We start from the raw sequence: 15,480 nt of genomic DNA, 5'->3' as shown, positions 1-15,480 counted from the left end.
TGTATCGAAAACAAAAAATCCGGGAGCGTCGATGAGCATCAAACAGAAACTGACCTGGGCATTCGCGGTCATCGCCGGCTTGCCCATCGTACTTGTAGCCACTTTGGTGGTCCTCAACCTGCGTGGCGAAGCCCGCGACGGATTCCTCGATGGCAGCAGCCGGGAAATCCGCCAGGTCAGCAACGCGATGAACATCTTCTTCCAGGGCATCAACCAGAACGTCGAGTACATGGCCGCGCAGCCCCTGGTCGCCGCCACGGGCAGCGAACTGAACAAGTACATGAGCGCAACCCCGTCCTATGAGCTGGGCGAACAGGCCAGCAAAGTGCTGGAGTTCATGACTCGCCTGGCCACTACCCATCCCAGCTATGCGTACCTCTCCTACGGGGTGAGTGATGGTGGTTACGTCGGCTGGCCGGCCGGGCAGAAGTTCGTCAATTACGACCCGCGCACCCGTCCCTGGTACCAATTGGCAATGGCCAACCCTGGCAAGACCTTGCGTACCGGCGCCTACTACTGGGCTGCCGACGACGCCGTGCTGGTCAGTACCGTGCGCACCGTCGCCAACCAACTGGGCAACCCTGGTGGCGTGGTCAACGTCGACGTGTCGCTCAAAGGCCTCACCGAGATCGTCCAGCAGATCAAGCTGGGTGAAAGCGGCTACGTGCTACTGGTGGAAAACAACGGCAACGTGCTGGTCGACCCCCGTGACGCCAAGCACAACTTCAAGCAACTGGCGAGCTTTGGCGACGGCTACGCCGAGCTGGCCAAGCACGGCAAGGGGCTGGCCGAAGTGGAGCTCAATGGCGTGCGCTACATGGCCAACATCTACCCGGACGAACAGCTGGGCTGGACCCTGATCGGCCTGATCGAGCAGAGCGAAGTGATGCAGACCACCACCCGCCTGACCTGGTTGATCGGCGTAGTGGCCCTGGTACTGGCTGCGCTGTTCGCCGTGGTCGGTGCCACCTTTGCCAAGCTGATCGTGCGCCCGATCAACAGCGTTACCAGCGGCCTTGAAGACATCGCCCAGGGCGAGGGCGACCTGACCCGCAACCTGGAAATCCGTGGCCGCGATGAAACCGCGCAACTGGCCAGCTGGTTCAACCAATTCCTCGGTGCCATTCGCAGCCTGATCCAGCATATCGGTGCTGCCGCCAACAAGATCCTCAGCACCTCCAGCAGCTCGACCCGGGTTTCCAGCGACATGGCCGAAGCCGCAGGCCGCCAGCGCGAAGCGGTGGACATGGTCTCTACTGCTTTCCACGAAATGGTCGCCACCGCCAACGAAGTGGCACGTTCATGCAGCCAGGCGGCGCAGTCGGCCGACAGCGGCCAGCAACAGGCGCGCGAAGGCCAGCAGCAGATTGATGCGGCGGTACATAGCGTTGACCGCCTGAGCCAGGAGATCGAGCAGTCGGCGCAGTCGATCCAGCAGCTGGAGCGTGACAGCAACGCCATACAGTCGATCCTCGGCACCATCCGCTCGATTGCCGAGCAGACCAACCTGCTGGCGCTCAACGCCGCCATCGAAGCCGCCCGTGCCGGCGAGCAGGGCCGTGGCTTTGCCGTGGTTGCTGACGAAGTGCGGGCGCTGGCCAAGCGTACTGCCGACTCCACCGCCGAGATCGACGGCCTGCTGGGCAACCTGGCCAGCCGCACTGCCGAAGTGGCCGCACAGATGCACGCCAGCCTGGAGGTTTCACAGCAGTCGGTGAGCCGCATCGGCCTGGCCCGTGACAGCTTCGGGCAGATCCGCGAGTCGGTGGATGTGATCCGCGACATGAACACCCAGATTGCCACGGCGGCCGAAGAGCAACACCAGGTAGCGGAGGACATCAACCGCCACATCAGCCAGATTCACGGCGATGCGCAACTGGTGGCCGAACTGGCCCAGGCGGCGCGGGTGGATTCGGAGAGCCTGGCCGGGTTGTCCAATGAGCTGGATGCGCTGGTGCGCAGGTTCCGTACCTGATGTATTGCTTTTGCTGGTCTCTTCGCGGGTGAACCCGCTCCCACAGGTACAGCGCTAGTCTCAAGGGCAGCGCAATACCTGTGGGAGCGGGTTCACCCGCGAAGGGGCCCGCACAAGCAACACTACAACTTGAGCTCCCCCGGGGTAGCCCCAAACAACTGCTTGAACGCCGCAATGTAAGCCGAGGTGGAGTCATACCCACATCCCAGCGCCGCCTCGGTAACGTTCTGCCCCGCCTCCAGCAACGCCAGCGATGACAACAGCCGCATGCGCTGCCGCCAGTTGCGAAAGCTCAGCCCCGTCTCCCGCTGGAACAGCCGCATCAGCGTCTTCTCCGAACAGCCCAGCTCCCGCGCCCATTGCTGCAGGGTCTGCGGCTGATCCGGCGCCGCAATCAACCCATTGCACAGTGCCAACAACCCCGGGTGCCGCGGCAGTGGCAGCGAAAAGCCGACCTCGGGGAGCATGCGCAACTGGTCGAGCAGCACCGCCACCAGCCGCGCTTCGGCGCTGTCACCCTCCGGGTAGTCTGCCGGGAACAGGCAGAACTGCTTGATCAGTTCGCGCGCAAGTGGGGTCACTTCCAGTACCCGGCATTGCTCCGGTGCCCACGGGCAGGCATCCCGGCGCACATAAAGGCTACGCATTTCGGCCTGCATCGAGGTGACCACCTCGTGTTCGGCATCGGCTGGTATCCACACGCCCCACTGGGGTGGGGCGAAGTAGCTGCCTTCGCGGGTATACACCCCGAGAACGCCGCTGATGGCGTAGGAGAACTGCACCCAGTCGTGCTGGTGGCGGGTGGTCCACGAGCCGGCGCCGAGGCTTTCGGCTCGTGCATAGAGCGGCCTGGGCAGGTGGTCCAGCGCCGGAATGGGGCGGGGATGTCCGATGATGGGCATGGTGGCTTCTTGTAGTTCTGACCAGACAAGCCTAACAGCTCAGCGCTCGACGATGACGGTCACCCCCTGCCCACCCGCTGCGCAGATCGAAATCAGCCCCCGTCCCTTCCCCGCCTTCGCCAGCAACTTGGCCAGGTTGGCCAATATCCGGCCCCCGGTCGCGGCAAACGGGTGCCCGGCCGCCAGCGAACTGCCCTTGACGTTGAGCTTGCTGCGGTCAATTGCCCCGAGCGGCACATCCAGCCCCAACCGCTCACGGCAATAATCGGCATCTTCCCAGGCCTTGAGCGTGCACAGCACCTGGGCGGCGAAGGCTTCGTGTATCTCGTAATAGTCAAAGTCCTGCAGCGTCAGGCCATTGCGCGCCAGCAGCCGCGGCACCGCATACACCGGTGCCATCAGCAAGCCTTCGCGACCAGTAACGAAATCCACCGCAGCGGTTTCGCCATCGACCAGATAGGCCAGCACCGACAGCCCCTGCTGCTCGGCCCACTCCTCGCTGCCCAGCAATACCAACGAAGCACCATCGGTCAGCGGTGTGGAATTGCCCGCCGTCAATGTCCCCTGCCCGCTGCGGTCGAAGGCTGGCTTTAGCCTGGCCAGTTGCTCAAGGGTCAGGTCGGGGCGCAGGTTGTTATCACGGGTCAACGACAGAAACGGCGTCAGCAGGTCATCCTGCCAGCCTTCGGCGTACGCTGCAGCCAGCGCCTGGTGGCTGAGCAACGCCAGTTCGTCCTGTTCGGCACGGCCAATGCGCCACGCCTGGGCCATGCGTTCGCAATGCTCACCCATCGACAACCCGGTGCGCGGTTCGCCGTTGCGCGGCAATTCAGGCTTCAGGTGGTGAGGGCGCAGCTTGAGAAATGGCTTGAGCCGCTCGCCCAGGCTTTTGCCACGGTTGGCCTGCAGCAAGATATGGCGCAGGCCTTCATTGACCGCGATCGGCGCATCGGAGGTGGTGTCCACGCCGCCGGCAATGCCGCAGTCGATCTGCCCCAGGGCAATCTTGTTGGCCACCAGCAACGCCGCCTCCAGCCCGGTGCCGCAAGCTTGCTGGATATCGTAGGCCGGCGTCTGCGGCGACAGGCGCGAGCCCAACACGCACTCCCGGGTCAGGTTCATGTCTCGCGAGTGCTTGAGCACCGTACCAGCCACCACTTCCCCCATGCGCAACCCATGCAAGCGGTACCGTTCGATCAGCCCCTCAAGGGCGACGGTAAGCATCGCCTGGTTGCTGGCCGTGGCGTAGGCACCATTGGAGCGGGCAAAGGGAATTCGGTTGCCGCCCAGGATCGCGACCCGGCGAAGTGAACGCATGCGCTTGTTCCTCCTGAAACAATTTGATCCGTACAGCCTAGGTGTTTTTACCGCATTCGAACGACCTTGCCACAAAGTTGGTCCACACTTTCAAGCTTGCCTTCCGGGAGACCACTCATGAGCGATCGCTACCTCGGCTTTGCCAACTCCAACCTCGGCCGCCGTCTCGTGGATGCCCTTGGCCTGCCACGCCCAGCGCCGCTGGAGCGCTGGCAGGCCGGCCGCCTGCGCCCGGTCGAAGGTGCCCTGGTACTGGGTGGCGGGCCACTGGCGAGCCAGGTCGAAGCCATTGCCCCGCGCCTGACCGACACGCTTTACAGCTTCAATACCGACCACCTCCAGGCCGAGCCGTGGGTGGCTGGCCTGGGGCCGAAGATCAAGGCCGTGGTATTCGATGCCAGTCACCTGTCCGACAGCGACGCGTTGAAGCAGTTGCGCGAATTTTTCCAGCCACTGCTGCGCAGCCTGGCGCCGTGCGCCCATGTGCTGCTGCTGGGCCGCGCACCAGAAAGCCTCGACAACCCGTTGGCCAGCATTGCCCAACGGGCCCTGGAAGGCTTCAGCCGCTCGCTGGCCAAGGAACTGCGCAACGGTGCGACCGCGCAGTTGCTGTATGTCGGCCCCGGCGCGGAAGACCAGCTGGAAGGCGCCCTGCGTTTCTTCCTTTCGCCCAAAAGTGCCTTTATTTCCGGCCAGGTGCTGCGCCTGCATGCCTGCGCCAGCCAGGTCGAGGACTGGACCCGGCCGCTGGCTGGCAGACGCGCCCTGGTGACCGGCGCCGCGCGCGGCATCGGTGCGGCCATTGCCGAAACCCTGGCGCGCGATGGTGCCGACGTGCTGCTGCTGGATGTGCCGCAAGCCAGCCAGGACCTCGACGCCCTGGCCGCACGTTTGGGCGGCAAGGCGCTGCCCTTGGACATCTGCGCCAGCGACGCCGCAACACAACTGCTTGCGGCCCTGCCCGACGGCATCGACATCGTGGTGCACAACGCCGGCATCACCCGCGACAAGACCCTGGCCAACATGACCCCGGAATACTGGGACGCGGTGCTGGCGGTCAACCTCAAGGCACCGCAGGTACTGACACAGGCGCTGTACGACAACGGTGCCCTGGGTGAAAACGCGCGCATCACCCTGCTGGCCTCGGTCAGTGGCATCGCCGGCAACCGCGGGCAAGCCAACTATGCCGCGAGCAAGGCCGGGCTGATCGGCCTGGCCCAGGCGTGGGCGCCCCGGCTCGCCGAGCGCGGCGGCAGCATCAATGCCGTGGCACCCGGTTTCATCGAAACCCACATGACCGCCGCCATGCCCATGGGCCTGCGCGAGGCCGGGCGACGCTTGAGTTCGCTTGGCCAGGGCGGCCGCCCGCAGGATGTCGCCGAAGCCATCGCCTGGCTCAGCCAGCCGGGCTCCGGTGCAGTCAACGGCCAGGTGCTGCGGGTATGCGGCCAGGCCTTGATGGGGGCTTGATCATGAGCCGACACTGGCATGACCTGCACAGCCCGGCTTCGCGCGCCAGCCTGTACCTGCGCGCGGCCAGCAAGCGCACCATCAGCGGCGACCAACTGCCGGACGACGGCCTGCGCTGTTTAATCCGCGTCCAGCCGGGCAACCTGGCCGCCTATCGACGGCTGTGCCACTTCACCGACGATGGCCGCCTGCCAGGCACTTATCCACATGTCATGGCGTTCACGCTGCAGTTGCAGTTGATGACCGCGCCTAACTTCCCCTTCCCGCTGCTTGGCCTGGTGCACCTGCACAACCGCATCGAAGTGGTACGCCCACTGGGCGGTATCGAAGGGCTGCGCTTTGCGGTGCATGCAGGCAACCTGCAAGCGCATGCCAAGGGTGGCACCTTCGATCTGGTCACCGAAGCCGAGGACGGCATCGGCCTGCTCTGGCGCGAGACCAGCCGCATGCTGGTGCGCGGGCTGAAGCTGGAAGGCGCGGCAGGTGAGCCTGCCGAGGACGAGCCACAAGTGCTGCCAGAGGTGACCCGCTGGTACGCCGACAGCGATATCGGCCGGCGCTATGCCAAGGTCTGCGGGGACTACAACCCGATCCATCTCAGCGCAGCCAGTGCACGGCTGTTCGGCTTTCCCACGGCCATTGCCCATGGCATGTGGAGCCAGGCCATGGCCCTGGCGGCACTGCGCGGTCACCTGCCCCACAGTGGCTATGCCTTCGAGGTGGATTTCCGCAAACCGGTGCGGTTGCCGTCGGAGGTGGTGCTCGGTGCCAGTGAGGCCGGGGTTGCAGGTGAGCTGCGGCTGGACGGGCATGGCGGGGTGCTGCATATGGTCGGGCGCTGGGCCCCCCTTTAAATCGTGAGGCTGCTTCGCAGCCTTTTCGCGACACAAGGCCGCTCCCACAGCTACCGCGTTCGGTTTGATGCCAGTGACCTCTTGTGGGAGCGGCCTTGCGTCGCGATGGGCCGCATAGCGGCCCCCTTGCTTTGCATCGGGCCTGCGCAGAAGCTATGCAGCATTAGGAGACCCCCGATGAACCTGCAAGAACTCACCCAACGCCTGCACCAGATCCGCGACAACAACGACTGGCGCGGCTTCCACAGCCCGAAGAACCTGGCCATGGCCGCCAGCGTCGAAATGGCCGAACTGGTGGAAATCTTCCAGTGGCTGAGCGAAGACCAATCGCGCCAGCTGCCCGCCGACAAGTTGGCCCATGCCGGCCAGGAAATCGGCGATGTGGTGCTGTACCTGTTGCTGCTGTGCAGCGAGCTAGGCCTGGACATGGACCAGGTGGTGCGGGCCAAGCTGGCCGACAGCGAGAGGCGCTTCGCCCGATGAACGACCGTCACTTCGATGAGCTGGCCACCCGCTTTGCCGAGAAGATCTACGGCGGCGCCAAGGGCGCCATCCGCCTGGCCGTGCTGCAGGCCGACCTGGCCGAAGCCTTGCCCGACCGCCCGCTGCGTATCCTCGACATCGGCGCCGGCTTGGGTCACATGGCCTTGTGGCTGGCTCAGCGCGGTCACCAGCTGACCCTGGCCGAACCCGCCGCGCCGATGCTCGACGGCGCACGGGCGCGCTTTGCCGAGGCTGGCCAACCGGCCACCTTCATCCAGGCCCCATGGCAGGACCTGCTCGGCCAGCTGACCGAGCCCTACGACCTGGTGCTGTGCCACGCCGTCCTCGAATGGTTGGCCGAGCCCGAAAGCATCCTGCCGGTGCTGCACCAGCTCACGGCCCCTTCCGGGTGGCTGTCGCTGGCCTTCTACAACCGCGACGCCCTGGTCTATCGCAACCTGCTCAAGGGCCACTTCCGCAAGTTGCGCAGCAACCGTCTGGAAGGTGAAAAGCAGAGCCTGACCCCGCAAAAACCACTTGATCCGCGCGAACTCAGGGCGCAACTTGAACCTATGTGGCAGGTTGAAAGCGAAAGCGGCGTGCGGGTGTTCCACGACTACATGCCCAAGGAATTCCAGGGCAAGGCCGAGCTGCTCGACCTGCTGGAAATGGAACTGGCCTACCGTCGACACCCCAGCTTCGCCGGGCTCGGCCGCTACCTGCACTGGGTCTGCCGCCCCCGTTGACCTGCCCGCCGGGAGGAATACATGCCGTACCGTCTGTTGTGCCTGGCCGTGCTGCCGCTTGCCCTGGCTGGCTGCCAGGGCAGCAACCCCTATGTGGCCAGCAGCCGCCCGTTACCACCGGCACCGGCCCAGGCGGCCAGCACCTTCGACGCCAGTGCCTACCCCACACCGGCCCGTGATTACGGGCACTACCGCAGCTGGAGCTGGCGTAACGGCCAGTTGCCCAGTGGCTCGGTCGATACCGACCCGGCGCAACTGGCCGATGCTGTCAGCGGCGCGCTGGACCAGCATGGCCTGCGTCCCGCCCGGGGCGGCACCGTCGACTTGCTGGTCAGCGCCGACATACGCCTGGAAAAACGCTTGCGCCAAGTACGCGACTACGATGCCTACGACCCTTACTACGGCCCGTACCCCTACGGTGGCGTCGGCTATGGCGGCTACCGCCATGGCTATGGTGGCTATGCCAGCGTGCCCATCGTGCGCACCTACGAGGTGCAGGTGATGGTGGTGCGTATCGACCTGTACGACGCCCGCAGCGGCCAGCCGGTATGGAGTGCCAGCGCCGAGAGCGGCAGCGACAAGGACTCGCCGCGTGAACGCGAAAGCGCCCTGCGCGATTCTGTGCACAAGGCGCTCAACGGCTATCCTCCCAGTTGATATCCAACGGAGAACCATCATGTTGCGCCGCCTTGTTCTACTGTCATTCGCGTTATTGCTCGCCGCCTGTTCCAGCAATAACGTCCAGCAGGATTTCGATGCCAGCCGTGACTTTGCCGCCTACCGCAGCTGGGCATGGCAGGAACCGGGCCTGCAGTACCGCCCGGACGACCCACGAATCAAGAGCGACCTGACCGAGCAGCGCATTCGCCAGGCAGTCGCAAGCCAACTCGACCAGCGCGGCCTGCGCCCGGTACAAGGTGGCGCGCGGCCGGACCTGACAGTGCGCGCTTACCTGATCGTCGAGCAGCGCCAGCAACAGATCACCACCAATTACGGCGGTGGCTGGGGAGGCTACTGGGGCGGCTACTGGGGTGGCCCGATGTACAACGAAACCCGCAGCGTCGACTACAAGGTCGCGACCATCCAGATCGACCTGTTCGATGGGCGTGACGGCAAGCTGGTGTGGCGCGGCAGTGCCGAGCAGATCATGAACAACTACCCGCCAAGCCCGGAAGAGCGCAACAGCGCGATCCAGAACACCGTGGCCAAAGTGCTGGGCAACTATCCGCCGGGTAGCAGGAAATAACTCCGAACGCGTTCATGCATGCGCCAAAGCCCCTGTGGGAGCGGGTTTACCCGCGAAGAGAACGACGCGGTGCATGGCACCGGCTTTGCCGGTGTTCGCGGGTGAACCCGCTCCCACAAGGGTCGCCTGCAAGGCCTGTTTCAACAGCGACAATACCCTTCCCGGCCACGCCTTTTTCCCTCTCCCGCTCCACTCCCCGCAGGTTCTTGTCTATCTTCACTTAAGGAAACCTGACTGACCGGGTAGATGCGTTCAACATTTGGGAAAGGCGACCTGCCAATGCAAAGCATTGTTCTCCTGCTGTGGCTTGCCTTGTGCTGCGAACAGGATGTGCGTCAACGCCAGATATCCAACATGCTCACCCTTGGCGTGGCTACCTGCGCACTGGCCTGGCTTTTCGCCACCGGGCACAGCTGGATCGGCGCGGATGCCAGCGATGCCGGCTGGGCGCTGGCCATCGTCATGCTGCTGACCCTGCCCGGCTACATGCTAGGCCGTTTCGGCGCCGATGACGTCAAGCTGATGGGCGCGCTGGCCCTGGCAACCAGCCCGCAATACGTGCTTGGCACCTTCATCGGCGCCGGAGTCAGCGTGTTGCTGTGGCTGCTCACCCGTCGGCGACTCTGGACATTGCTCAACCCCAAGGTGAAAAAACGTTTGCACGCGCTGACCGAGGAAATGGGCGACAAGCAGGCGTTCGTCCCCTATGTGCTGGCCGGCTTTCTTTTGACAGCGGTATGGGTCCAATGAGCTGGCCTGCGGCCCTACACCTTGTACAAAACTTGTACATATTCGCTTGGTGCGACTATTTTTAAACTGCCAGAGCGTCTGGCCCAGGAGCAGGGCCGTATACGAACAGGGAGTGGATCGTGTCCAGACAAGTGAGTGAGTTGAAGGTTTTGGTGGTGGATGACCAATCGGTCATTGTCGAACAACTCTGTGATTTCCTCGAAACAAAGGGTTACCTCTGCGTGCCGGCCCATTCTACTGACGAAGCCATCGAGCGCTATATGGCAGACCCGGGCATCGGCCTGCTCATCTGCGACCTGCACATGCCGGGACGGGATGGCATCGAACTGATGCGCACCTTGAAGCAGGCCAACGGCAACCAGCGCATGTTCGAGGCAATCATGTTGACCGGGCGTGCCGAAAAACAGGATGTAATTCGCGCGCTACGTGAAGGTTTTGCCGACTACTACCAGAAGCCAGTGGACTTCGATGAACTGCTCGAAGGCGTACGTCGGCAGGAAGAAGCGTTGCTGGAACGCCAGCGCAACTTCCGCGACCTCGGCGGATTGAACCAGCGCCTGCAGGATCTGGCCGAATCGATTGACGAGCTCTACCAGGATCTGGAAAAAGCCCGCGGCCAGGGAACCCATCGGCGTGCCACGGATGTGGAAGAAAGTGAAAGCGAGCTGCCAGCGGCGTTCGGGAAGCTGTCGCCACGCCAGTTGGAAGTGGCCCGCCTGGTGGGCAAGGGCAAGACCAACTACCAGATCGCCTGTGAGCTGGGCATTACCGAAAATACCGTGAAACTGTATGTGTCCCAGGTGCTACGCCTGACCCACATGCACAACCGCACCCAGCTGGCACTGGCAATGACCCCCAGTTCGTCGCCGGTGCATCAGCGGTTTACTACCCACTAAACAGGTAGCTTCAGGATCTTGGCGGCTGCGATGCAGCCACATCGCGACACCCGTGGGAGCGGGCGCGCCCGCGAACACCGGCGCAGCCGGTGCCATGCACCGCGTTGGATTCTTCGCGGGCGCGCCCGCTCCCACAGCAGCCCCTTACAATTGAATGCCAATACTCAAGGTAAGCCGAGGCCCGCGGTCCAGGCTATCCAGTGCGATATCCGCCAAAGGCTTGGCCACCTCCAGCGCCACATTGAACAAGCGACTATCACCCAACCGCAGACCAAGCGCCGCCGACGCTAAGTGAGCATCCTCCACAGGCCCCCGGTTATGCCAGGCCTGCGCCGTATCCAGCACCACATAGGGCCGCACCAACGCCAGCCAGGCGCCGTGCATGCTGTAGTTCACCTCGTAAGCCACACCCCAGCCCTTGTCCCCGTCCGCCTGGTCGCGTGGGTAGCCACGGCCGAAATTCTGCCCGCCAAACCCCGCACGCTCGCTGTCGGGCAAGCGGTCATCACTCCAGTACAACGCCCCGGCGACCACCCCCTGCCAGTTACCGGGCAACGTGTCGCTCTGCAAGCCGGACAGCCGCAACCGCAGAAAATCCAGATCGTAGTCGGCATCGCTGCGCGCCCCCAGGTAATCCAGGCCCTGATAGACGCCGGCACTGACGATACGCAAACGGCCCCCTTCCACCTTGCGCCAGTCGCCCTCGAATGACAGCGCACGCACGTAGGTGTCGTAGTCCCGTGCCGTTGGCAGTCCGTCCACTTGGTCTTCGAAGTGCTCACTGACCGAATACACCTGCCCCTGCACCGCCATCCATTCATCCGGCCTGACGATCACCGGCTGGCGCAGGCCGATCGCGTAGTGATCGCTGTCGCGCTTGCGGGTGATGTCACGGCCATCGTCCAGCCGAGTTCGCGTGCCCGGTTCGCTGCGGTAGCGCGAGGCCGACACCAGCAGCTGGCTGCCACCCGCGTCCAGGTACTGGCTGTAGGCCAGACGCTGGTAATGCACCTGGTCATTCCCCGGTGGCAGCAACAAGCTGGCCTCGATCTGTTCGGCAAAGCGGGTCTGGGCGTGGCTGATTGCCGTCAGCAGCGCCTGCGCATCGTCGCGGTTGCCATCAGTCACGGTAACAGCAGCGCTGAACGGCTTACGTCGCGCATGCACGGTCAACCGCGCGGCACCATCAGCGGTTTGCGCCACGGCCAGCTGCGGCTCTAACGTCACCCCTGGCAGGCGCTCGGCCAGGCCCAGGTAGCGCTCCAGCGTTTCCCGGGTCAGCGGGCGCTCGGCTGCAAGCCGTTGCAGGAGCTGCTGCAGATAGGCGCTGGCCGGGCCGATATCGCCGTCTACGTGGTAATCACGGATATAACCTTCGACCAGTACCACATTGACCCGGCCCTCGGTCACCTCCTGCGGCGGCAGGTAGGCGTACGACAACAGGTAGCCTTCCTGCCGATAGCGCTGGGTCAGGCGCGCGGTGTATTGCTGCAGCTCGCCCAACGTGGTCTGGTGCCCGATCAGCGGTTGGTAGTGTTCGCGCAGCTCGCTCAGGGGGAACACCGTGCCGCCCTCGAAGCGCACTTTATGCAGCACCAGCCGGGTATCGGCAGGCGCCCAGGCGGCGCTGCCGCCATCCACCGCGGCGATCTGCAGGTGAGCGCTGACCGGGCGGTAGGCGTCTATCGGCAGGTTGGCGGCGGGCAGGCGACGTTCGTACTCATGGCTGTCGAGAAAACCCGGCAAAGGCTCGGCATGGGCCGCAAGCGCCCAAGGCAGCAACAACAGGGGCACGGCCAGAGGACGCATAGGGCGCTCCATGTTCCCTGGGGCTGCGTTGCAGCCCTTCGCGGGCGCGCCCGCTCCCACAGAGATCGCGCATTTCCTGAACTGTGGGAGCGGGTGTGCCCGCGAAGGGCCGCAAAGCGGCCCCAAATTGCTTGACTGACAGGCATCAGGGGCGCCAGCCGGTCACACCCGTTACCTGCAAGCGTAGGTGCTGCCTCGGCCCTCGTCGAACGGCTACTCACTGACCTGGAATGCCACGCGCGCGGTCTCGCCGCTTTCATCCAGCGCGCTGATTTCGGCCTGGCCTACCTGCTGGAAGCGCACCAGCAGGCTGTCCTGCCCCTGGGTTTCGCCCAATGGCTGGCCGTTGAGGAACCACCAGCGCCGACCGCCGCCCCCCAGCGCCGACACATATAGCTGCAACGGTTCGCTGCTGGTGGCCGGGCGCCGCAGGTTGTCGCCCGGGCGCACGCCCACGATCGAAAGCGGTGGAGCGCTGGCCGGCACCTGCGGCGGGCAGGCCGGGTCGATGGCCGGCAGGCGCGCCGCACGCCGCTCCGCGCGTGGCAGCCAAGGCTCCAGCGGCGCGGGCCATAGAGCGATGTCGCGGGCCTTGGCGCCCGGGCAACTGCCATCGACGCGCAGCCCCTGGCCGTTGACCCATACGCTTTCACGCAGGCCCAGGCCGAGTGGCTGGTCGGCGGCCTGCAGGGTTGGCGGCGTAGTGCCGTCCAGAGTCCAGGCGAAACGCTGTCGCCGGCAATTGGGGTCCTGCTTGTTCATTGGCTGGCCCAGCGGCCAACAGATCGCCGCCACACCGACATTCGCCGGCACCCGCTCCACCGGCACGCTGATGCCACGCTGGCTGTCACGGTTGCTCAGCAGGTCGTGCACCTGCAGCATCAGCGGCGCTGCCGAAGCCAGCCCGAATTGGCCGGGTACCGGTGTGCCGTCGGGGCGGCCGATCCATACGCCGATCAGGTAGCGCGGGCCCACGCCGATCGACCAGGCGTCGCGAAAGCCATAGCTGGTGCCGGTTTTCCAGGCCAGTTGCGGGCGTTGCACCAGCTCGGCATGCGGGTCGCGGTCGGGGCGCGCCTGGCCGCTGAGGATGCGCCGGATGATCCACGCAGCCCCCGGTGACAACAGGCGCCGCTCCAGCAACGGATCCTGCGGTTGCAGGCGCACCCGCGCACTGTTGCCACCCCGCGCCAGCGCAGCGTAGCCACCCACCAGATCCTCCAGGCGGCTACCCGCGCCACCCAGGATCAACGACAGGTTGGGCTCGGCCAGGGGCGGCAGTATCAGCGGCATGCCCGCCGTGCGCAGTTGCGCGGCAAAGCGTTTCGGGCCGTAGGCCTCCAGCAGCTGCACCGCCGGCAGGTTGAGCGACAGCGCCAGCGCCGAACTGGCCGACACCGGCCCGCTGAAGCCCATGGAGAAGTTGCCGGGGCGGTAGTCGCCATAGCGTCGCGGCACATCCTGCAGCAGCGACTCGGAATGGATCAGGCCGTCATCCAGTGCCATGCCGTAGAGGAACGGCTTGAGGGTAGAGCCCGGCGAGCGCAAAGAACGCACCATGTCGACATGCCCGAAGCGGCGCTCGTCGGCCAGGTCGATCGAGCCGAGGTAGGCACGCACCGCCATGGTTTGCGCATCGACCACCAGTATGGCGGCGGAGGTGCGCTCCGGCAGCCGCGCGCGCCAGCCCAGCAGCAGGTCTTCAAGGCGCCGCTGCAACGCGGCGTCGAGCGTGGTGCGGATCAGCGGCGGGCTGTCGGCGCTGTTCAGGCGCCGGGCCAGCAGCGGCGCCAGGGTTGGTTCCTGACGTGGCGCCAGCACCAGCGGTTCTTCGCCAGCCTCACGGATTTGCCGAGCCGGCCACACCTGGTATTCGGCCAGGCGTTGCAGCACTTTGTCCCGGGCGCGCTGGGCTCGTTCGGGGTGGCGGTCCGGGCGCAGGCGGCTGGGCGCCTGGGGCAGCACGGCCAGCAGCGCCGCTTCGGACGGGGTCAGGTGCATGGGCGACTTGCCCAGGTAGGCCCAGCTGGCGGCTGCCACGCCCTGCAGGGTGCCGCCGAAGGGCGCACGGTCCAGGTAGATCTGCAGGATTTCGCGCTTGGACAGATGCCATTCCAGCTGCGCCGTGCGCCACAACTGGCGCAGCTTGCCGGCCAAGGTGCGCTCATGCGGGTCGAGCAGGCGCGCGACCTGCATCGACAGCGTGCTGCCACCCGACACCACACGCCCGCCACGCAGGTTCAGCCAGGCAGCGCGGGCCAGGGCCAGCGGATTGACCCCGGGGTGGCTGTAGAACCAGCGGTCCTCGTAGGTGAGCAACGCCTGCAGATACAGCGGCGAAACCTCGTCGGGGCTGACCGGGTAGCGCCACACGCCATCGGCATCGGCGAAGCGCCACAGCGGCGTGCCGTCCTCGGCCAGCACCACCCGGGCCAGGTCGTCGCCGGGCATGGGCAGCGGCCAGAGGCGGTCGGCCAGCCACAACAGGCCGAACAGCACCACCAAGCCGATCACTGTGGCGCGCAACAGCCTGCCCGCACGGGTACGCGGCCGCGTTAAGCTTGGCATCGGGAACCGACCTGGCCAGGTGATGGCCAAAGGCTTGGGAACGGCAACATCGCCGATTCGTTCATCAGGAAGCAACTATGCATGTAGAAGGTTTTTTCGAGTGGCTGGGCCAGGCGCTGGGGTCGTTGATCCGCTTCATCGTCGACGCATTGAGCGGGCTGTTCAACCTGCTGGCCAATGCCGGTGGCAATTTCATCGATGGCCTGGCGCGCACCTTGGGCATGGACACCTCGCTGCTCAGCATCCTCGCCCTGATCGTCGGGTTGGCGCTGCTGTATTCGGCCATCCGTGCGTTCATGCGCGCCTCGATCATCCTCGGGATCATCTGGCTGCTGCTGGGGTTGTGGGTTATGAGCTGGGTGATTCACTGACATTGAACTGCCCGGCGCAGACCTGTGGGAGCGGCCTTGTGTCGCGAAAGGGCTGCGCAGCAGCCCCAGGATCTCAGCTCCGCCGCTTGAAAT

The 15,480-nt window shown here is 65.2% G+C and carries 14 protein-coding genes and 1 pseudogene; 11 read left to right on the top strand and 4 right to left on the bottom strand.

All coding sequences use genetic code 11. The features are described from left to right. Positions 1-31 precede the first annotated feature (31 nt). Together R9B85_RS15635 and R9B85_RS15630 are read left to right on the top strand one after the other, a co-directional pair. Positions 32-1,117, top strand: a pseudogene (locus R9B85_RS15635) (cache domain-containing sensor histidine kinase); the annotation flags it as partial. A 90-nt stretch (positions 1,118-1,207) separates the two neighbouring features. Continuing rightward, on the top strand, positions 1,208-1,975 hold the full coding sequence (locus R9B85_RS15630; RefSeq protein WP_372239043.1) for a methyl-accepting chemotaxis protein: 768 nt from the start codon (positions 1,208-1,210) through the stop codon (positions 1,973-1,975). A gap of 122 nt (positions 1,976-2,097) precedes the next feature. Here the strand turns inward: R9B85_RS15630 and R9B85_RS15625 are convergent, their stop codons facing one another. Both R9B85_RS15625 and R9B85_RS15620 read right to left on the bottom strand, forming a co-directional pair. Next, complete coding sequence (locus R9B85_RS15625; RefSeq protein ID WP_207878860.1) at positions 2,098-2,877, bottom strand: AraC family transcriptional regulator; 780 nt, start codon at positions 2,875-2,877, stop codon at positions 2,098-2,100. 39 nt (positions 2,878-2,916) lie between these two features. Next, positions 2,917-4,194, bottom strand: a complete 1,278-nt coding sequence (locus R9B85_RS15620) for an acetyl-CoA C-acetyltransferase (protein WP_215521438.1) — start codon at positions 4,192-4,194, stop codon at positions 2,917-2,919. A 117-nt stretch (positions 4,195-4,311) separates the two neighbouring features. On the opposite strand from R9B85_RS15620, the gene R9B85_RS15615 reads away from it, so the two are divergent. The 8 genes from R9B85_RS15615 (at position 4,312) to R9B85_RS15580 (ending at position 10,639) form a co-directional block, all read left to right on the top strand. Continuing rightward, positions 4,312-5,664, top strand: a complete 1,353-nt coding sequence (locus R9B85_RS15615) for a 3-oxoacyl-ACP reductase (protein ID WP_112254151.1) — start codon at positions 4,312-4,314, stop codon at positions 5,662-5,664. Positions 5,665-5,666: 2 nt separating this feature from the next. Further along, a complete protein-coding gene (locus tag R9B85_RS15610; RefSeq protein ID WP_207878858.1) occupies positions 5,667-6,518 on the top strand; it encodes a MaoC family dehydratase in 852 nt (283 codons plus the stop codon). Positions 6,519-6,695: 177 nt separating this feature from the next. After that, positions 6,696-7,001, top strand: a complete 306-nt coding sequence (locus tag R9B85_RS15605) for a MazG-like family protein (protein ID WP_013970728.1) — start codon at positions 6,696-6,698, stop codon at positions 6,999-7,001. After that, positions 6,998-7,747 (top strand): methyltransferase domain-containing protein, encoded by a 750-nt coding sequence (locus R9B85_RS15600; RefSeq protein ID WP_100413275.1) that lies wholly within the window; start codon positions 6,998-7,000, stop codon positions 7,745-7,747. The genes R9B85_RS15605 and R9B85_RS15600 overlap by 4 nt, the downstream gene beginning before the upstream one ends. A gap of 21 nt (positions 7,748-7,768) precedes the next feature. Continuing rightward, positions 7,769-8,404 (top strand): DUF4136 domain-containing protein, encoded by a 636-nt coding sequence (locus R9B85_RS15595; protein ID WP_112254150.1) that lies wholly within the window; start codon positions 7,769-7,771, stop codon positions 8,402-8,404. Between the two features lie 19 nt (positions 8,405-8,423). After that, positions 8,424-8,993: a DUF4136 domain-containing protein gene (locus R9B85_RS15590; RefSeq protein WP_112254149.1), complete on the top strand. Its 570-nt coding sequence runs from the start codon at positions 8,424-8,426 to the stop codon at positions 8,991-8,993. A 279-nt stretch (positions 8,994-9,272) separates the two neighbouring features. Then, positions 9,273-9,743, top strand: a complete 471-nt coding sequence (locus R9B85_RS15585) for a prepilin peptidase (protein ID WP_423770348.1) — start codon at positions 9,273-9,275, stop codon at positions 9,741-9,743. Positions 9,744-9,862: 119 nt separating this feature from the next. After that, positions 9,863-10,639: a response regulator transcription factor gene (locus tag R9B85_RS15580; RefSeq protein ID WP_112254147.1), complete on the top strand. Its 777-nt coding sequence runs from the start codon at positions 9,863-9,865 to the stop codon at positions 10,637-10,639. A 144-nt stretch (positions 10,640-10,783) separates the two neighbouring features. Here R9B85_RS15580 and R9B85_RS15575 read toward each other — a convergent pair whose 3' ends face one another. Together R9B85_RS15575 and pbpC are read right to left on the bottom strand one after the other, a co-directional pair. Continuing rightward, positions 10,784-12,448 carry a ShlB/FhaC/HecB family hemolysin secretion/activation protein gene (locus R9B85_RS15575; RefSeq protein ID WP_423770347.1) on the bottom strand — a complete coding sequence of 555 codons (1,665 nt, stop codon included), beginning with the start codon at positions 12,446-12,448 and terminating at the stop codon, positions 10,784-10,786. Between the two features lie 213 nt (positions 12,449-12,661). Then, entirely contained in the window at positions 12,662-15,016 is a 2,355-nt protein-coding gene (gene pbpC, locus R9B85_RS15570) for a peptidoglycan glycosyltransferase PbpC (protein ID WP_215521441.1), read from the bottom strand. Between the two features lie 77 nt (positions 15,017-15,093). Between pbpC and R9B85_RS15565 the strand changes: the two genes are divergently transcribed. Beyond that, the gene (locus R9B85_RS15565) at positions 15,094-15,387 is read left to right on the top strand and encodes a hypothetical protein (protein ID WP_112254144.1); all 294 of its coding nucleotides are present in this window, start codon (positions 15,094-15,096) and stop codon (positions 15,385-15,387) included. The last annotated feature ends 93 nt before the right edge of the window (positions 15,388-15,480 follow it).

This window comes from Pseudomonas sp. NLJ1 (assembly GCF_049486705.1).
Lineage (GTDB): Bacteria > Pseudomonadota > Gammaproteobacteria > Pseudomonadales > Pseudomonadaceae > Aquipseudomonas > Aquipseudomonas inefficax.
The sequence above is the reverse complement of the archived record's forward strand: the minus strand, read 5'-3'. Positions and strand labels throughout refer to the sequence as shown.